Origin of the sequence: Nocardia exalbida NBRC 100660, from assembly GCF_000308575.1 — a bacterium.
Lineage (GTDB): Bacteria > Actinomycetota > Actinomycetes > Mycobacteriales > Mycobacteriaceae > Nocardia > Nocardia exalbida.
Window position 1 is genome coordinate 99,332 of the sequence record NZ_BAFZ01000025.1, and the last position, 19,554, is coordinate 118,885.

8 protein-coding genes (1 of these 8 running past the window's edge) are annotated in these 19,554 nt (G+C 67.7%); all 8 read right to left on the reverse strand.

Going from position 1 to position 19,554, the window contains the following annotated elements:
* Window positions 1-12,846, reverse strand: the start of a protein-coding gene (locus ON29_RS05375) for a LuxR C-terminal-related transcriptional regulator (protein WP_040865013.1). 14,505 nt of this gene lie to the left of the window's left edge; the window shows 12,846 of its 27,351 coding nt (coding positions 1-12,846); its start codon is at window positions 12,844-12,846; the stop codon falls past the left edge of the window.
* Window positions 12,847-13,009: 163 nt separating this feature from the next.
* A complete protein-coding gene (locus ON29_RS05380) occupies window positions 13,010-13,444 on the reverse strand; it encodes a YbaB/EbfC family nucleoid-associated protein (RefSeq protein WP_157172659.1) in 435 nt (144 codons plus the stop codon).
* A 155-nt stretch (window positions 13,445-13,599) separates the two neighbouring features.
* Window positions 13,600-15,273, reverse strand: coding sequence for a WXG100 family type VII secretion target (locus ON29_RS05385; protein ID WP_040865015.1), 1,674 nt, complete (start codon window positions 15,271-15,273; stop codon window positions 13,600-13,602).
* A gap of 205 nt (window positions 15,274-15,478) precedes the next feature.
* Window positions 15,479-15,904: a hypothetical protein gene (locus tag ON29_RS05390; RefSeq protein WP_040865016.1), complete on the reverse strand. Its 426-nt coding sequence runs from the start codon at window positions 15,902-15,904 to the stop codon at window positions 15,479-15,481.
* Window positions 15,901-16,317, reverse strand: a complete 417-nt coding sequence (locus ON29_RS05395; protein ID WP_040865017.1) for a RelB antitoxin-like protein — start codon at window positions 16,315-16,317, stop codon at window positions 15,901-15,903. The genes ON29_RS05390 and ON29_RS05395 overlap by 4 nt, the downstream gene beginning before the upstream one ends.
* A 160-nt stretch (window positions 16,318-16,477) precedes the next feature.
* Window positions 16,478-17,251, reverse strand: a complete 774-nt coding sequence (locus ON29_RS05400; protein ID WP_040865018.1) for a succinate dehydrogenase iron-sulfur subunit — start codon at window positions 17,249-17,251, stop codon at window positions 16,478-16,480.
* Window positions 17,251-19,050 (reverse strand): succinate dehydrogenase flavoprotein subunit, encoded by a 1,800-nt coding sequence (gene sdhA, locus ON29_RS05405; RefSeq protein ID WP_051174889.1) that lies wholly within the window; start codon window positions 19,048-19,050, stop codon window positions 17,251-17,253. Before sdhA ends, ON29_RS05400 begins: the two co-directional genes overlap by 1 nt.
* Window positions 19,051-19,066: 16 nt before the next feature.
* Window positions 19,067-19,498 carry a succinate dehydrogenase hydrophobic membrane anchor subunit gene (locus ON29_RS05410; RefSeq protein WP_040865019.1) on the reverse strand — a complete coding sequence of 144 codons (432 nt, stop codon included), beginning with the start codon at window positions 19,496-19,498 and terminating at the stop codon, window positions 19,067-19,069.
* Window positions 19,499-19,554 lie beyond the last annotated feature (56 nt).

Consider the following 19,554-nt stretch of genomic DNA (forward strand, 5'->3'; position numbering starts at 1 on the left):
AGCCACGATTTCCGGACGGTTGCGCGCGCCCAGCTTGCGGCCGACTCGACTCACCAACCGGTCCACGCTTCTCGGAGAGATCTCCAGGTCTTGAGCGACGTCGTCGCTGGTGTCTCCGTTCGCGATCCGCCCGAGTACATGGATTTCGCGACTGGTCAGTGGGAGATCTTCGCGACCACGTGTCTCGCCGTCGGCGCGGGGACCGCCGGGGAGGATGCCTGTGCTCAGTGCGATGTACACCGCTTCCGCCCGGGTACGGGCACCGAGTTTTTGGCGAACCTGGGTCGCGTAGATGCTCACGGTCCCCGGGGACAACCCCAGCTCCTCCGCGATCTCAGGGCTGGTCATTCCCGCGGCCATCAACTCGAGCACCGTGAACTGACGGTTGGTGAGCCCACTATCCGTCTGCTGTGACGTGTCGGTCGCGTGCGTTTCGGCGTCTGTTATAACCTGCTCGCCGGCGTCGACCAATCTGTTGAGCGCACCTCTTTGCACCAAATTGATCGCTGCACCACGCCGCATTGCGTCCACCGCCTCGGTGACGTGTTTGCGCTGCGTGGCATTCAGTTCGAACCAGCCGTCTACCAGACCTCTCACGATGCTGTGCAGCCATTCGCTGGGATCCGTGCCCGCGTCGGCACGCCATCGGTGCGCCTCCGCGATCCGAAATGCCATGCGGTTGAGCTCCTGTGCCACCTGCAGGAGCGGCCGCAAGTCGCGGCCGACCGGCGAAGCCGGAACCCCGAACCGGGCAAGCACTTCCCGGAGTGAGGCCCGGCCGTATCGCTCGCGCAGCTCGTTGAACGCCGTCGTATCCCCCTGCCGCGCGCGCTGCACAGCGGTGTCCGGCTCGTCGGAATCGCCGAGATCGATCGCGACAGGATCGATGCGGGTGCCGGATGTCGCCTCACGATCGCTGGTCGGCTGCTGTTCACTGGCCGCTTGTGATCGCTCTGCCTGTTGTGCCGCCCGCACGGTACGACGCAGGCCGTCGGTATGCAGCTTGATTTCCGCGCGCGCGATGTACCCGTTCACCGTGTTGCGGGACAATCCCAGCCTGGTCGCGATCTGTCCGGAAGTCAGGCCCTCGGCGAGTAGCGCGAGTACTTCCCTTTCCCTGCCGGTGAGTGCGGTGGGGTGCCGCTCCGCGAGGGCGGAACGGAAGGCTTGAACGGTGTCCGCGGGGACCGTGCCCGTGATGGGGGTATACGGCATGTCCGCCGCCACCAGTCGCAGAGTCCGGACCTGCTGAGGTGACAGACCGGTCTGCTTTGGGGACGACGGCACGGCGCCGTCGGGCAAACCGCTCGATCGTGCGTCCGTGGGCATGCGGACGGGCCCCTCGAGTCCCACCCGCTCGGCCAGTCGGACGAGCAGCCGGTTCGACTGGTCCGGCGTCATCCCGAGCAGGGCGGCGAGGGAATCTTCGGCGATGCCGTCGGCGATCAATCGCAGAACGTGGAATTCGCCCTCCGACAGTGTGATCGCGTCGACCGTCCCCATCGGGCCGTCCGGGTGATACCAGAACCCGATCTCGTCGGCCGCACCGCGCACCAGCCGCATGTCATCGGGCGTGCCCGAACCTTTCACCACATCACGGACCGTGGCCTTGGCCGTGCCCGCCGCTTCGGCCAACGTCTCGCGAGATGGCTGCGGCTTGATCCGCGCCGGAACGAACTCGTCACCGACCCAACGTGCCGGGCGAACGCGACGCGTCACGAAGTTCGGATCGGTGAGGGCCGCGATGTCCGCGCGGTCCGGCGGTACACCCAACCGGTGAGCCGCAGCCAGGACGCGTTGCGTAGTCTCGCCGTGCCACGGCTTTTTCGCGCCGAACCGTCCGTTGAACACACTGCTGACATACGACTCGCCCACACCCGCCAGCCGGGCGATATCGGCCCGCGTGGCTTTCTGCGCGGCTTCGATCCGGCGCAGGGAGAGGTAGCGCTCCGCCAGACGGCGCGTCTGTGGCGCAACGTTCTCGTCGGCGGCCAGCACTTCGGCGTGCGTGCGGGTCAGTTCGTCGTCGGCGACGCCCACCTGCTGCGCCAGTTGGTTGCGCAGCGTGTGGATCTGGACCGTGTCCAGCGGGACTGCCGCCGGCGGTTCGAGAGTGGCGCACAGGAAGGCCTCACTCGCGGCGACGAGGTGTTCCAGCTCCGGCGAGTCCGTCAGGCTCGTGATCCAGTACAGCTCGGCCAGCACCTCGCCCGTGGTCATCGGCTGGGGTGGGCTCAGGTCTTGCGACCCCAGCAGTGCCCGCAATTCTTGGTCGAGGGCCCGGCGCCGGTTGTCGAAACCGTTCTGGTCCAACGGATCGGCCTCAGGATCGGCCGCATCCCGGAGACCGGATTCTTCGCCGTCGCGCCGCTCCAGCTCGGCGAGCGCCCCCTCGTGAGTGGCCGCTTCCTGATCCGCGTGCAGTTCGAGCTGGAACCGGATCCATCGACTCAGCGCCTGAGCGTCGACGGTCACGGCGGCGGGCATGGCCTGTGTCTGTTCCGCGACGAGGGCGAGGGCCTGACGTACAGCTCCCCGCGTCACCGCACCGGGTGGCAGCCCGAGGTGCTCGGCCAGCGCGATCTGGGCCGGGTCCGAGGCCGCTTCGGCGGGCTTGGCCGATTGTGCCTCGCCGGATCCGTCGGTGTCGGCGGGGATGGGCGAGGCCTCGTGGGAGCCGGGTGTCGACTCGTCTCGGTCGTCGCCGGTATCCGTCGCCGTTGCCCGCCGCAGAGCGTCCGTGACGCTCGCTTGCAACTCCGGGTCCGGGGCGTCGGCGGGATCGTCGACGGCGAGACCGCTGTGCAGTGCCCAGGCGACCAGCCCGGCGGTGTCGTCGATACCGAGTTTGGCGCGTAGGCCGCGCCGGATGTATTTCATTAACGGCACCGAGATGCTCAGCTCTGCCGCGATAGCCGGGTTCGTGAACCGCTGGGCCACCAGGCGCAGGACCCTGGTTTCCTGCGGTGTCAGACCGACGTCGGCCGTTGGTTCGGGTATCGATTCCGGGTGGTCGGCCGACCATGCCCGCTGCGCCGCCATCAGGAGCACGGCCCGATCAGGGGTTCCGAGCTTCACCGCGATGCTGTCGAGTTCATTGATCACCGTGGCGTGCGATCCGCCCAACGTGCGAGCGATCGCATTGAGCGACAAGCCTTGTGCGGCCAGCCGTAGCACCTCGGGTTCACGCCCGGTCAGTTCGGAGGGGCGGGTGGCGATCCGAGATCGGAAGGCGCGCACCGTGGTCCAGGACACCGCTGCCGGATCATGGCTCGTCCCCGGCAGCGACTCGGCGAGCGCCTCGAGCCTCTCGCGCTGCGATGACGGTTCTCGTCGCCGCGCCGACACCCGAATCCGGCCGCGCGCACCGAGCTTGTCGGCCAGTTGCACCAGCAAGGGATCCAACCGGCTCTCCGGCATGCCGAGTGCGGTGGCGAGGGCGTCGGGTGGCGCTCCCTCGGTGACCAGGTGGAGCAGGAGCGCCTCGACTTCGCTCAGTTCGACGGTCCTCGCCTCTGCGCGAGGCGACTGGAGGCTACGCGCCCGGGCGGCGAGTTCCTCGTGATCCGAGGTGCCCAGCTTGGCCTGGATATGGACCCGATAGCCCCGTGCCGTAGTCGCGGTAACTCCCAGCTGGTCACCGATCGCCTGATCCGTGAGACCGGCCGCAACCAGGTCGAGAACCTCGCGTTCGCGGGGAGACAAGTCGACGTGCTTCCGCGTTGCCGCGGAGTGGGGATCGCCGGGCTGGAAGGCCCCCTGCCGCTGTGCCGCCAGCAGACCGGGCAGCCTGCCCTCGACACCCAACCGGCCGGGGAGCGCGGCCATGAACGTCCGCACTCGATACCGCGTCGTCGCCAGCTCGGTAGCGATTTCGCGATTGTCCAGGCCGTTCGCCGCCAGCTGGAGAATGGCGACCTCGTCCGGAGAGAATTCGACGTCGATGTGCGGGCCGGATGGTTCGTCCAGCCATCCCTCCCGATCTGCCGCGAGGACCGCGGGAATCAGGCTCGGGCAGCGGAGTTTGGCGCACGCACGGCGGGCATAACTCTGGACGGTTTTGTGCGAGATGCCCATAAGCGGGCCGATTTCGGGGTACAACAGGCCGCGCGCACTCAGGCGCAACACCTCGAGCTCCCGGGGGGTCAGCCCGCCTCTGTCGGGGATCGGAGCGTCGGATTCGGTCTGATCTGGCTGGGTAACAACCCGTTCGGGAGATTCCCCGGATGTCCGGACGCGAGCGACTGCCGAGGCGAATCTGCGAATCGCAGCCCATAGCAGAGGGTCCATGTCCTCGCCGGGATCCGGTAGCACCGCTGCGGCTGTCCGGTCCGACTGGCCCGGCCAGAACTGGCGCAGTACCCGCTGCTGGTTCGGGTCGAGCCCGGCCTCGCGGAGAGCGCGCCGCAGATCCTCGGGGTCGGCATCGGCCAGGGCGCGAGCTACCGCATCGCTCCGTTCGATCGACGGGCCGGCGACGTAGATCGCCAAGATCTGCCCCCGGAAGCTGTCGAAAGCAGCACGCCCCGACGTCTGGGCTGAGCGAGGCAAGTCCGGAACGGGTTGCGTCGGGTCCGGCTGCACATTGTCGGGGTCGCCGAGGTGGATCGGGGCCGGGACAGCTGCCCGCGCGTGGGACCGACTGTGCTGCTGCCAGAACTCCGGTGGCAACGCCCACCTGTCGTCAGGTCGCGGTTCGGGCTTCTGCGCGGTGCCGTCCGGGGTCGATGTGACCGTGGCGCGATGCTCCGCCTGGAGCCGGTCCAACTCGTCGAGCACGAAACCGGTGTCCGGATTCAAATATGCGATTTGCTGTTCCGCGTAGTCGGCGCGCGCGGTGGGGGACATAGCGCGCCATCTCGCGGCCAGGGATGCGGACGGGCCGTTCGAGGCGATGCTCGTGCCGAACTCCGATGCAGCCGGGACCGGACCGCGATAGTCCGCCTGCACCAGGGCATTGCGCTGTTCGGCTTCCTGCAACACCTGGAAATACGGAATGTCACGAAGCAGAGCCTGCAGGACGTAGGCGGGATGTGTGCGTTCGGCGGGTGCGGTCCTGCCGAACGCATTGTTCGCCTCGGCCAGTGCTTCCGCCGGATTGAATACCGCGAGGTCACCCATTTTGGGCTCGTAGGTGCCCATTTCCGGCCCCTGCGCCTCTTCGCCCGCACGTATTCGGTTGTATTCCTCGCCCGCAACGATCCGGCTACGGGTATCGCTGTCGAGTTGGTCGAGCCAGGCGTCGTATACGGACTTCAGGTCGACCCAGCCCGTGTCTTCGGTTTCCGCATCCCATGGACCCTGGTGGGTCCGCCGCCGCGCGCTGGCAGCCCCGCCATCGTCTCTCCGGGAGAGTCCGGACTGTCGTAGCCATTCATCGAAAGCCGCTCGACTCTTGAATTCGTTCAACCAGATGTCGAATGCTGCGAACAGGCGGTCTCCATCGCGCCGCGTCTGCTTGACGCGGCTGTACGAATCGAGCTGCCCCAGCCAATCGTCGAAATCGAGGTCCGGCGCCAGCATGCCGGCCTTTTTGAACTCGGCGAAATGCGTGTACAGGAATCCGAATGCCCGTGCCTCTTTGGAGTCTTCGTAGTCCTTCCCCTGGACGGCTCCGTCTCGTAGGTGGGCAATCGGCTTCTCGTCGTAGAGCCCCTTCCGCGCGGCTCGATCCTGCAGATGGCCCATCTCGTGACTGACGGCGTCGTACGCTGGATCGCCGGTCGGGGCCATCAGGCGGCCTGCCTGCACCTCCTTCCGCATGGTGTTCCGGAATCTCTCCGGGTCACCGAAGAGGTTCTCGTTCAGGACCATGAAGGTCGGGGCGTCCTTTTCGATGCCTTCTGGAGTCCAGATACAGGCACCGGTATTGCCGGCCATGGCGGCGACCAGTACGACGTCGAGCTTGATCTCCTGCCCTGCCGCGAAACCGTCGACAATCGCATTCCTGATCGACAGAGCCGTGTCGACGGAGATCTCCGGCTTGTCCAGACCGAGCACCTCGATGTCGAACTTCTCGAACAACTTCCGGGCAATGGCCTGCTTGGTCTTTCGATCGGCCTCGGCCGTCCGCGCGGAGTCCGCACGGTCGCGGTTCACGGCCGAGGGTTCCCGTTGCCGGGCCGTCGAATCGGCCGCCCGCACTGCGATCTCCTGCGCGACCCATCCGAAGAGGGTGACCTGAGCGTCGGTGAGGTCGTCGCTGCGGGATCTGGGATCGAGCGCTTCGTTGACGAGTCGGCGTACGGCGGGATTCAGGTGATTGAGGCTGTCGAGCCACGTGTTTCGCGCTTCGCTGAGCAGCCAGTCGCCGATGTCGATGCCCGGGGGGACTTGCCAGCCACCGGCGTCGGCGGCGCCGAGTGTGGCCCGGGCGACGGCGTGCGCCAGGAGCTGGATCCGCGTGGGTGGGGTGCCGTGCTCCGAATCCCCGCTGAGTACGGCACACATGGCCTGGGCGGTGGCTGGGCCGAAATGGCGGTCCAAGGCCTGCGCGGCGGACCGGTCGCCCTGCTGCGCCCGCTGCAGCGTGTCGGTGCGGTCGCCGGGAGGCAGCTGGTCGAACGGGACGGTGGTGCCCGCAGCGGCCGCCATGACGGGCTGGGCGGTCGGCACCTGCGCGACCAACTGGGCGACGGCCGCGGTGTGCGCGTCTTCGAGCCGGTGTCCTTGCTGCAGCACCGTCCCGGCGTCGGTGACGAGTTGGCGCTGCGCCGGATCGAGTTGATTCAGGCTGGTGTGCAGAAGATTTCGTGCGGTCTCGCGCACGTGGTCGGCGACGTCGGCGCCGATGGGGATCCCTTGCGACTCGACCTGATCGAATGCCGCGTCGCGGACGGCCTGCGCGATCGGCAGCAACGGCGCGGCCGCCTGTCCGCCGGGTGCGTCCAGCACCCGCAGGAGGTGGCGGAGGGTGCTGTCGCCGTGCTCGTCACGCAGGCCGGGTGCGACCGGTGGGTTACCGGAAGCCAGGTTGGATGCCGCCTCGGCGGCGAGGCCGGCGACGGTCGGGGCGGGGGTGCCGTTGTGAGTGGCGGCAGGTGTGTGCGCGGTCGCATGCGGAGCCGTGGTCCCTGCGGATCGGGGAGGGGGTTGCTGGGGTTGCTGGGGCGCGGTGCCATGTGCGTCCGTGGGTGGGGCGTTGGCTTGGTTGGCGCTCGCGTACTTGGAGGCGAGCTGATGCTGCTCGACGGCGTCCTTCATCGCCGGGACGGCATGCTTCCAGAGATCGGACTCGGCGTTTCGCAGCGCCGTTTCGGTCCTGTTGAGTTCGATGCGCGTCGCCTCGGTGTTGAGGGCTTCGTGCTGTTCCTGGGCGGCCCGGTGGGCCTTGACGGCTTCCGTGTACTGGACGATCTGCTGTGTGACGCCGTGGTCGGTGACCCGGCCAAGAAAGTCCTCGGGGGAGACGTAGTGCACCGCCGAACCCGGGGTGCCGCCGTGCTCCCGGTCGTCGCCGGATCCGCCACGGGCGCCACGACCATCGACCTGGTCGTTCACCCGCTCGGAGTACGACGGCCCGCCGCTGACCTTGACGTCGACACCGCCGAGATCGATCACCTCCTGCGACGGTGTCGGGTCGGCGCCGCGGCCTCCGTCCTTGTTGGTGATATAGATGGTGCCCTTGTCCCCGAATTCCTCGATCTTCTGCCTGACCAGGGCCTCGGCGTCGGCATTGCTACCGCCGTGCTCGGCGTAGAAATCCGCATCGACCACCTCGAATTTCAGCTCGAAGTCCGCGCCGTGTTCGTCCTTCGCCGCGGTGCGGAGCAGGTCGATCAGTCCGATCCGCCCGGCGTCCGGATCACCCCGGATTTCGCCGTTGTCCATGCACACGACCCACTGCGCACGGCCCGTTTGCTCCCCGTCGACAACATGTGCGTCCCGCACGATGTCACGGGCCAGCTGAGTGAGTTTCGAATGGGTGTTCTCGTAGAATTTCGGCGGTTCCACGACCCGTTGCGATGTATAGAACGTCGGAAGCTCCGGCACCGGCCCCACGCCGTACAGGTCGTAGGTGATGCCCTCGACGCCCTTCATGGTCCCGGACAAACCAGACGGCTCGAACAGCAATTTGCTGCCGATCAACTGCTGATCCGACATGCGCAGCGAATGTTCCTGATTCGCCCGGACCGGCAGCCCTTCCTTGAGGTCGACGAACTGACCGACGTCCTGCCAGCGCACCTCGGTCGACTTGGTCCTGTCCCACATCGCCTTGTCGTTGGTTTCGTGCGCGAGGATGCCGATCTTCGCGCCCTCGCCTTCGTCCGCCCGGGTTATGTAGTGTGTGCCCTTCTCCAGCCCCCAGCGGGCGTTGGCGGCATCGGCGTACAGCTTCAGCTCCGAGCCGGTGACCGGTCCACCCGCCACCTTCTCCAGCTTGGCGACCGCCGCCGGGGTCGTTTCCGCGGCCCACATTCCCCGGGTGTTCTCCGGCCTCTTGAAATCCGCTGCCGTCAACCCGTGTTCGCGCTCCGCGGTCGTCAGCCGATCCCAGATCCCCTGCAGTTCGGCGACCACCTCGGGTGTGGCCTCCTCCGCCGCCCCGGGGGAGAGTACGCATTCGGAATTGCCGTCGAAGATGGTGTCGAATTCGTCGACGGTGAGCTTGCCCGCCGGGAACGGGTCGTACCGGAGGTCGAGACCGTGGTCGGATGCCGCGGTATCCAGCCTTTCCTTGATCAGATCGATCGACGGTTTCGTGTTGAGGAAGTCTCGCAGTGCCGTCACCTCCTGGTGCGACATGCCACCGGCCGCGAGCTCGTTGATCATCGAATCCGCGACCTTCAACGCGCGGAACAGGTAGTCCTCCTTCGTGCCGACGACGATCCGGCTACGGCCAGGTACCGGATCAGGCAGCGGACCGTCCTGATCCATCCGGACCACGTCGATCCCGGTATCCGACTCCGGACGCGCCACGAATGCGTGCAACTCACCGGCCAGCTCACCGGCGAGCAGATCACTACTGGTCCACGCATGCGCGGTGCCGTGATCGATGGCGTCGGACACCTTCTTCATCACCATGACGATGGTCTTGCCCTCACCGGTCTTCATATCGACCGGACCGTGCTCGAGCAGCAGGAACGCCGCGGCCTGCGTCTCACGCACCAGCCGATGCCGGTCGTCGCCACGGCGAATCCATTCCGTCATCGCCGCGACGCGCTCCTCCCTGGATCCCCGCACCATCGTGTCGGCCAGCGACTCCGGTGACGCGTTCGCGAACGGGCTCGTACCGTCGGCCGTGCTGCCCGGCTCCCGCAACTCCCCGATCGCGCGACCGGCATCCAGGGCCGTGCGTACCCGCTCCTGGGCAACCACCTCGAACACGGCGTCGCGATCGGTGAGCACCCCGGCCTCGTAGTCGTTCATCAGCGAAACGCCCGCGTTGTCCGAGATTTCGACCAGGTCACGGGCTCTGGCCTGGGCTGCGGCGTCGTGCTGGGCCACCGCCGCCTCGTACGCGTCCCGGCACTCGGCCAACGTCGCCCGAGCCTGCCGGAGCTGTTCCTGAGCGGCCCGCGCGGCTTCGACGGCCACCCGATCCTCCGCCGTGCCCCGCCCGACCAGATCGCGCATCTTGTCGCCGAAGCCGACGCGGGTGGCCCGCTCGTGCTCCTCCGCCACCCGTACGGCCTTCTCCTGCCGCCGCAGCTCGGCATGGGCGGCCCGTTCGCGCTCGGCCGCCGCTTCGACACGCTGCCGGTGGTGTTCGCGCACCAGCTCGTTCTGCTGCCGCTCGGCGGCGATACGCTGCTCTACTTCGGCTCTCGCCCTCGCATGCCCGTCCGCAGCGGGGTCTTCATCGCGAACTGCAAGTGGCCCATCCGAATCATTCTGTGCGCGAGTGTGTTCGGACTCGGGTGGTGGCGTATCCGCGTCGTCGGGGTTATCGGTTTTCGTCTTCGCTTGCTGCTCACTCGCACCATCGTCGCCCGCACGACCGCCGAGGGCATCGTCTCCGCTCGTATCGGACTCACCGGGCTTCGGTTGCGATGGTCCCGCCTCGTCGACTACATCGGGATTGCCCTTGGCGTGTTGCCCATTCGCGCTGTCGTCGGCCGCGCGTGCGTGCTCCGGTGTATTCGCCTCCTCCGGATGCGTGGCTCGCGCGGTCTCGTCGCCGGTGGCGCCGTCGGCCGTGCGACCGTGCTCCGAATCCGGCTCGGCGGCCGCGGGCGGTGTGTTCCGGTTGTCATTGTCGGTGGCGTGGGCGGCCGCCGACCCGGAGGGGGCATGGCCGTCCTGGGCCTGCCCGCGAGCTCCTTCGACCGGTTCGACGGCCGGAGGGCGCTCCGTGGCGGCATTCTTCGGGGCCGACACACGTGGCGGACGATTGCCTCCGGCAGCAGCGGGCGAACCACCGGCGGCGGGTGTGCCGGGCTGGACGCCTGCGGCCGGTCGCGCCGGGCCGCCCGACGGCTGCACGGCCTGCCGCTGCCCGGCCGCGTCCGCGAACCTGTCCCCGCCGGGGGAGCGCGGGCCGGAATCACCGCGTCTGGGAGCGGGTGACGGGTCGGTAGTGATCGTCATGCTCGGGGACATGTCGTGGTCCGATGACAGGCCGTCGGCCGAATCCTTGTGCGCCGCAGCCGGTACCAGCTCGGGCACGGCCGGTTCGGGATCGGTGGCGCCGTCAGGAACCCGCTGTGCCCCCGCACTCTCGGTCGCCGACACGGTCGGGCTCTGTTGCTGCGAAGCGTCGTGCGGGTCGGCCGTGACGGGGCGCGGACCGGCGTCCTCGTCCGCTGCGACACCTCGTTGCCGAACCGATGACGACGGCCCGGCCGCCGGATCGGCGCCGCGGGCATCCGCGACGGCGCGGCCTCGCCCGGCCTGCCCCTCGCTCGCCGTGTCCCGGCCGCCGGGGTGCGGCCGGGCCGTGGCGGCGGCGTTGTCCGGCACCGCGGCGTGCTCCGGCGTGGAATGCGTTGCCGACGAGGTGTTTTCGGAGCCGACCCGGTTACCGTGAGCCTGCCCGGGCGCGGCATCGGCCGGCCGAGCGCTGCCTTCGCCGGTATCCGTGGGGTGTGGCCGCACCGAGTGGCCGGGCGCGGCATCGGCCGGTCGAGCGCTGCCTTCGCCGGTATCCGCGGGGTGCGGCCGCACCGAGTGGTCGGGCCCGGCCTCCGGGTGATCATGTTCGGTGATCTGCCGTGCTGTGCCCGCATTCTCGGCGGTGCTGTTATCCGAGTCGTGGGGTGCTGGACGCAGTTCCCCGTCGACAGGAGCCTCAGCGGCGCCGACGGCCTCGGAATCCGGTCGTGCGGCAGGACCGTTCCGTGGCCCGGGCGCCTCCGCCGATGTCGGATCCGTCCCGACGCTCGGCACGCCGACCGGGTTGACGGTGGACGCTATGGCGGCTGCGGGGTAGGTGACGGTCTTGACGGGATTGACGTTGTCGATCAGGGCGCCGGGCATGCCTGCGGGCGCTTCCCAGTCCATGCTGTTGTTCGGCACGGAGAAGGGCTGCTCCGGGCGCGGTTTGTACTCTTTCGGCGGCGACACGTCGGGGAGTTGATGGCCTCCGTCAGCCTTCGGCGTTGTCCCTGCGGGGGTTGCGGGGACCGGCTCCGCCGGTGTGGCAACGGCGCCGGAGGGTGGCTTGGCCGACTTGACCGGGTTGAGGTTGTCGGGCAACGCATTCGACAGATTCGCGGGCTGCCAATCGGCATTGTTCAAGGGGAGCGGGGGACGAGCCGCGTCGTCCACGGTGGCGCCGGTTCGGCGCAGCAGCGCCACAAGATTGTCGATCTGTTGTTGCTGATGGGTGGGCGAGGGGTTGTTCGGATCGAAGTCAGCGGTGACTATGCCATGCGAGCGCAGTGCGTCGACGAGCGAACCAGGCGACGGTTCGGCCGGGGTGACATCCGGTGCGGCAGCGGGGCCGGCAGTCGTCTCGGGAAGTGGTGCCCGGCCGCGCATCCCCTGGGCCGCGAAGGCCGCCGCGCCGATGAATCCGCTACCCATACCGGGGATCAGGCCCTCGGTGAACGCCTTGCGGCTGAACGGCTGGTCCGACAGCACAAGCGAGACGGCGGTGCCGCCGACAGCGCCGACGGCTCCGGCTCCGGCGCCGACCATGGTGGTGCCGGCGAGCTGCAGGGCCACCCGTCCCGCGGTGCTGTTGGCGTTCGCGCCGATGGTGGCGACCTTCGGGCCTGCCCAGAGTCCGAACAGCATGCCGAAAAGGCCACCGACAGCGCCGGCGGCCGTTGCCACGCCGACCGATTTCCAATCCATCTGTTCGCGGTCACCCTTGGCAACCTGAATCGCCTGGGCGCCGGCTTGGGTGCCGCCGCCCAGCGCTACACCGATCACGACTCCGTTGCGCAGCAGCACCATCGAGCCGCGTTCCGCGGCCAGTTCCGCACCGCGTCCGGAAAGGAATGCCACGAATCTCATCCACGCGCGCTGCGCCGCGGTTCGGGTCGCCATCTGTGCTATGGCGGCCTGGATCGGACCACCCGCCGCGAACATCAGTGCGCACCGGGCCAGCTGGATGGCCAGGATCACGGCCATGCTGATGATGACCATCTTCTGCAGCTCGGTGGCGTTGGCGCTCTCGTAGAGCTGCCTGGCGAGGCTGTCGCAATCGGTGGCCTGCTGTCGGAAGCGTTCGGCCATGTGCCGGTGCTTCTCGGCGATCGCGGCGACGGTTTCGCCGTGTGAGCCCTCGGGCGGCCTTGCCTTGGCTTCGTGATATTCGGCCTGCGCACGACACCATTCGGCCTTATCCGACCAGGCATCGGCGGCGCGTCGTTCCGCGTCCTCGTCGCCCAGTGGGAAGTGCCCGGCGACACACATCACTACGGCCGGGGGGAGCCAGTCCGGCAAACGCAGCGTCATGTGCGCTCGCGTTCATCGATGCGTATCCGGCAAGCGGCTCCGTGAACGCTACCGCTGCCGACATCGCACGGCCGCGTCCGAATCCCAGGCCCTTCCGCCGGCGGGGAATTCCTCTCCGGTTGTCGGCAGGTACGCAGCATCGTCTGCACTACGCGGCCAGGTGCTATCTCGGGGAACCTTCGTTGTCCCCGCGGAAGAAGGCGCGAATCTCGTTGAGGCTGGGGGCACCCGGGGAGATATCGGGCAGGTCGGGCAGGTCGTTCAAGTCGTCGTCGAGGGGTGCGGCGAGGGCTTCGGCATGCTGCTGCGCCCGGCACGCCGCGGCCCGAGTAGCGTCCACGATCGCTCTGCTCAACTGCTCCGGTGTCTGGCGCATCGCCGCGGCGGTGAGGCGCAGGTCCGTCAGCACGCCTGCGGCATCCACGGTCACCTCTACCGATTGGTCGGGAGAACTCGCCTGCGTGCGAGCGTTTTCCAATTCCCTGAACACCTCGGTGAGCCGGCCCTGCTGACGTTCGAAGGAGTCGAGGAGATGTTCGAGCTGGTTGCGCATGCCGCTGTTGGCCGAGCGTAGGCCTTCGCGCTCCCATCGATCCATGCCACAACCTTCCGACTCGAAATCGTCAGCGGGCAGCGACGACCGCGGACCTCCGAACGTGCCCACAATGATGACCCAGAGGTGCGTGGCGACTTTCACCGCTGGTGGGAAGGGGAAGAACCAGACGCCGTCCGCTCAGGCGGCAGGGGGTCTCATCACCGGTCCGGCAGTGCCGCACGCGACATCGTCACCAGCAGCCGACCCAGCACCTTCTGCGGGCCGTTGGCCGCGTCCTCACTCGATTCGACCGCGGCGAATCCCTCGGCCAGCGCCCTGCCCGGAAGGAACAGACCCTGTTCGAAGCAGTTGTCGCCGAGCTGCGCCCGCCATCGCTTGTAGCCGGCGACCACCCGGCTCAGCGTCTCGCCCCGGGGGTCGTTGATCCGCACGTATTCGGTGATGAGCGCGCGTTGCGCCTCCTTGTGTGCCCGGAACCCGCCGATGAGGTCGATCGCGGCGCCGAGTTCCCGCAGGATCGCGGCATACATCGGTCGCCGCGCAGGACCGGATCGGGTCGTCGCCCGGGAACGGCCGGCCAAACTCCTGGGATCGAGCACAGCGGTGTGAGCCAGCACGATCCACGGCGCCACCTCCCCCGACCGCTTCGCCGTACTGCGATTCTCGACGGCGGATAGCGAACCCGTCACATCCCGGATCTCGATTCCGCGCAGCGCGGCCGGCATCCGCGGGAGGACGGTGTCGACAGCATCGGCGATGTCCTGGACCGTCGCCGCGGCGATACCCGCCGCGTCGAATCCGACGATCTCGATGTTGTGCCGAGCGGCCATCTCCCGAGCGATCCGCATGGCCTCGGCATCGGTCGCTCGGTGCGCACGCACGCCTGCGGGCTTCGGGGCCCGCTTCTGCTCGCGACGTTTCGGAGCCGGCTCCGGCTTCTTGCCCGCGGGCGGGCGGTCCGGGGTGCGTGGAGGAGATACCCGAGGCGGGGTTTCGTTCGCCGGCGCGCCCGAGGGGCTCGGAGCCTTCGCCCAAGGGGCGCCCGGCCCGTTCCGCGTCCACGGCGTATTCGCCGACGGCTTGCCGGAGTCGTTAGGGCCGCTCGGTGTCGGCTGCGGACCCGCCTGCTTCCCGGTGGGTGTATTCGCCTGCGCTCCCTGTCGCTCTGTGCCGATACCGGGCGTCGTCGGCGATCCGGTCTCGGTTGCCGGGGGTTGGTCGCCGGATTCGTCCTCGGGCGATTCGGTTTGTGGGGAATTGCTCGTCGAATCGTCCGGCTGTCCGGATTCCGGAGGTTGCCGGCCGGACTCCGTGGGCTGCTCGCCGGACGCTGCGGGTTGCCGGCCGGAGGCCAGGGGTTGCTGTGTATCGATACTGCCGCGGTCGTTCGGGGCGTCCGGCTGCGGACGGGCGGAGTCTCCGTTCGCCGGGCGATCGGGCGTGCCCGACGGCCGTGCGGAATCGTTTGTGTGGCGGAGGGGTTCGCTGGACGTCGCCTGCGGAATGGGTCCCGCCGGCCGATTCTGGCTCGGTGCGGTCGTGTACGGGATGCCATCGTCGGCCGAGTTCCGGATGTTCTGCCGCCCGTAGTGGTCCCCGTCCTCGAACGCATCGGCCGCATGCTTCATCGCGGAACTCATCGCCCGAATGTCCGCGACGAGATCGTCGAACCCCTCCAACGTACGGTCGGCACCGGGCCTATAGGTGTGTGCGAACGTCTCGCCTGCTTCGTCGTCACCCCAGAACTCACCCTCGTCGGCGAGTGCCGCCTTCAGTTCGTTCGCCACCCGTTCGGCGTCTTCGGCCGCCTGCCGCAGCTCCGCCGCCGATTCGCGCAGCTGGGCCGGGTCGACCGACAGTGATTCGGCCACGCAACCCCCTGGGTCGATATCGAGACGGCCCGGCCGTCGTCGGCTGCTGAACGGGACGTCACGCATCGGCGAACCGCCACGCGCCAGGCCGGCCGGAGCCGAAGCATAAGCGAGGTTCGCTGGTTTTCCCGTCGGTGGGAACGTGGCCCGAGGGCGGCGGATGGCTCGTCGGCCGCAGCCTGGAGCCTTCTTCGAAAAGGTGGGATCACCGTCCTTCGGTCCAGAACCGCTCTATGCGAGCGATCGCTTCTTCCCTGCTCATCTGGGCGATTTCGTCCTCGGTGAGACCCACCCGATGAATCAGCAGGTGCACGAGATCGATGGGCAGCGATGCCTTGGGCAGTTCTGGGAAACCGCGGTTCGGCAGCACATCATTCAAGACACACTCCCAGAACGAATCCGCGGTGACGTCGAGTTGATCCCGCAGAATGTGCGCCCACAGTGATGCGCCGTAACTTGTGCGGTGGACTGGATGGGAGATGCGTGTGCGCAGAATCCTGCCATCCGGTAGGCCCAATTCGTACGTGACGTGGTGCGCTCCAGTGCGGCCTCGCGCGTCCCGTATCCGCTCCCACCCCTCGATCTCGCAAAACTGTTCGTGGCGTTTGCGAGTCGGCTGCGGCCAGGTCACTTCGTGGCTCCGACCAGCCATTCTCGAAGTTGATCGTCGTCGCTGAGGCCGATCAGCTGAATGAGGCCCCAGTTGTCCCGATGGTTCGGCGCATCCCGCAGTCTGGTTTGCCAGTCCTCGGCGTATTCGCGTAGTGCGGCGATCGTCTCGTCGATGGCCTCATCGAGCGTGCTGCCGTCGGCGGCCACAGGCAAGCCTGGTAGGAACACCGACCACCCCCCGTTCTCGGCGACCACTTCTGCCCCGGACGGGCAAACCTTCGCAAGCATGTAGCGGAGCCGTTCGGCATCGACGACTGCGGCGTACTCGGTGTCGCGCCGAACGGTCGCTACACGTCCTCGTACGGCCGCATCCAATAGTTCTTTGAGATGAGCACGTGCGTCGGTGTAGCTGTCATAGTGCACCGCTGACATCGGTCACCTCCAAATCGCTGCGTATCCATACTCGCGCCCCTATGGAAGTACGTCAAGTACGCGACGTACTGGTCGTCCGAGGATGTCGTTGCCATATGGAACGACGAAGGTCGCCTTCCTCCAAAGAGAGAGGCGACCTTCGATCGGCTTGTGCGAGCGATCAGCGAGTGAACAGCAGCGCTCGCTTGACTTCCTGGATCGCCTTGGTGACCTCGATGCCGCGCGGGCAGGCGTCGGTGCAGTTGAAGGTGGTGCGGCAGCGCCAGACACCTTCGACGTCGTTGAGGATGTCGAGGCGTTCGCGGGCGCCTTCGTCGCGGCTGTCGAAGATGAAGCGGTGGGCGTTCACGATCGCGGCCGGGCCGAAGTAACTGCCGTCGCTCCAGTACACGGGGCAGGAGGTGGTGCAGCAGGCGCACAGGATGCACTTGGTGGTGTCGTCGAACCGGGCGCGGTCGGCCTGGCTCTGGATGCGCTCGCGGGTGGGCTCGTTACCCGAGGTCATCAGGTAGGGCTTCACGGCGCGGAACGCGTCGAAGAACGGCTCCATGTTCACCACGAGGTCCTTCTCCACGGGCAGGCCGCGGATCGGCTCGACGGTGACGGTGATCGACTTGTCGCCCTTGGGCAGCATGTCCTTCATCAGCACCTTGCAGGCCAGCCGGTTGACGCCGTTGATCCGCATGGCATCCGAACCGCACACGCCGTGCGCGCAGGAACGCCGGAAGGTGAGCGTGCCGTCCAGGTAGGACTTGATGTAGGTCAGCACGTTCAGGAAACGGTCGGTCGGCAGGACCGGCACCTGGAAGGACTCCCAGTGCGCGCCCTTGTCGTCCTCCGGATTGAACCGAGCCACCTTGACGGTGATCATCACCGAGCCCTCGGGGACCGGAGCGGGCTTCTGCGAAGAGGGTGCTTCGGCAACAGCAGTCATCAGTACTTACGCTCCATCGGCTCGTAACGGGTCTGCACCACCGGCTTGAAGTCCAGGCGGATGTCCGACAGGAGATCCGAGCCCTCCTTGTAGGCCATCGTGTGACGCATGAAGTTCACGTCGTCGCGGTCCGGGTAGTCCTCGCGAGCGTGACCACCGCGCGATTCCTTGCGGTTGAGCGCACCGACCACGGTGACCTCGGCCAGCTCGAGCAGGAAGCCGAGCTCGACGGCCTCGAGCAGGTCGCTGTTGTAGCGCTTGCCCTTGTCCTGCACGGTGATTCGCGCGTAGCGCTCCTTGAGCGCGTGGATGTCGGTGAGCGCCTGCTTGAGCGTGTCCTCGGTGCGGAACACCGAGGCGTTGTTGTCCATCGACCGCTGCAGCTCGGTGCGGATGTCGGCCACCCGCTCGTCGCCGTGCTCGCTGAGCAGCTGGGCCAGCCAGTCCTGCACCATCTGCGCCGGATTCTCCGGCATCTCGACGAACTCGCTGCGCTGCGCGTACTCCGCGGCGGCGATGCCCGCGCGGCGGCCGAACACGTTGATGTCCAGCAGCGAGTTGGTGCCCAGCCGGTTGGCGCCGTGCACCGAGACGCACGCGCACTCACCCGCGGCGTAGAGGCCGGGGACGACGTCGCTGTTGTTGCGCAGCACCTCGCCGCGGATGCGGGTCGGGATGCCGCCCATCACGTAGTGACAGGTCGGGAACACCGGCACCAGTTCCTTCACCGGGTCCACACCCAGGTAGGTGCGGGAGAACTCGGTGATGTCGGGCAGCTTCTCCTCGAGCACGTCCTCGCCGAGGTGGGTCACGTCGATGTAGACGTAGTCCTTGTTCGGTCCCGCGCCGCGGCCCTCCAGCACCTCCAGCACCATCGAGCGGGCGACGATGTCGCGCGGCGCGAGGTCCTTGATGGTGGGGGCGTAGCGCTCCATGAACCGCTCGCCGTCGGCGTTGCGCAGGATGCCGCCCTCGCCGCGGACGGCCTCGGAGATCAGGATGCCGAGCCCGGCCAGACCCGTCGGGTGGAACTGGTGGAACTCCATGTCCTCCAGCGGCAGGCCCTTGCGGAACACGATCGCCATGCCGTCGCCGGTCAGGGTGTGCGCGTTGGAGGTGGTCTTGTACATCCGGCCCGAGCCGCCGGTGGCGAACACGATCGACTTGGCGTGGAAGACGTGCAGTTCGCCGGTGGCCAGCTCGTAGGCGACCACACCGGTCGCGACGGGGCCCCGATCGCTCTCGGTCAGCACCAGGTCCAGCACGTAGAACTCGTTGAAGAACTCCACGTCGTGCTTGACGCAGTTCTGGTACAGCGTCTGCAGGATCATGTGACCGGTGCGGTCGGCGGCGTAGCACGCGCGGCGGACCGGGGCCTTGCCGTGGTCGCGGGTGTGCCCGCCGAAGCGCCGCTGGTCGATCTTGCCCTCGGGCGTCCGGTTGAACGGCAGGCCCATCTTCTCCAGGTCGAGCACCGCGTCGATGGCCTCCTTGGCCATGATCTCCGCGGCGTCCTGGTCGACCAGGTAGTCACCACCCTTGACGGTGTCGAAGGTGTGCCATTCCCAGTTGTCCTCTTCGACGTTGGCCAGCGCGGCGCACATGCCGCCCTGGGCCGCGCCGGTGTGGCTGCGGGTCGGGTACAGCTTGGTCAGCACCGCCGTCCGAGCACGCGGGCCGGCCTCGATCGCGGCGCGCATGCCCGCGCCGCCCGCGCCGACGATGACGACGTCGTAGCGGTGCTCCTGGACAGGACGAGATTCCCCGGTCCCAGTGGTTCGTTCGCTGCGCTCACTCATGCGAGGGGGCCTGTTCCTAACTGATGTTGGGGTCGAAGGTGAAGATGACGTAGGTGCCCACGCCCATGATCAGGATCATCGAGATGGCCAGCAGGGTCTTCAGCCAGAACCGGGTCGAGTCCTTGCGGGAGTAGTCGTCGATGACGGTGCGCAGGCCGTTGCCGCCGTGCAACTGCGCCAGCCACAGCATGGTCAGGTCCCAGAACTGCCAGAACGGGCTGGACCAGCGACCGGCCACGAAGGCGAAGTTGAGCCGCTTCACGCCGCCGTCGAGCAGCAGCATGATCGCCATGTGCCCGAGCACCAGCACGATCAGCAGCAGGCCGGAGAAGCGCATGAACAGCCAGGCGTACTTCTCGAAGTTGTTGCTCGAGCGCGCGCGCGGCGAGCGAGGCAGATCCAGGCTGGCCGGACGGTCATAAGACTTACCGATGACAGGTGCGCTCATGCCTGCACCTCGCTGGCGCTCGGCTCCGGCATGACCGCACTGGCGGCTGTGTTCAT

Bases quoted from the DNA above. Each gene is read 5' to 3' on its own strand.
- ON29_RS05400 (WP_040865018.1), bottom strand. From the start codon at position 17,251: ATGACTGCTGTTGCCGAAGCACCCTCTTCGCAGAAGCCCGCTCCGGTC.
- ON29_RS05410 (WP_040865019.1), bottom strand. From the start codon at position 19,498: ATGAGCGCACCTGTCATCGGTAAGTCTTATGACCGTCCGGCCAGCCTG.
- sdhA (WP_051174889.1), bottom strand. From the start codon at position 19,050: ATGAGTGAGCGCAGCGAACGAACCACTGGGACCGGGGAATCTCGTCCT.
- ON29_RS05395 (WP_040865017.1), bottom strand. From the start codon at position 16,317: ATGTCAGCGGTGCACTATGACAGCTACACCGACGCACGTGCTCATCTC.
- ON29_RS05380 (WP_157172659.1), bottom strand. From the start codon at position 13,444: ATGGATCGATGGGAGCGCGAAGGCCTACGCTCGGCCAACAGCGGCATG.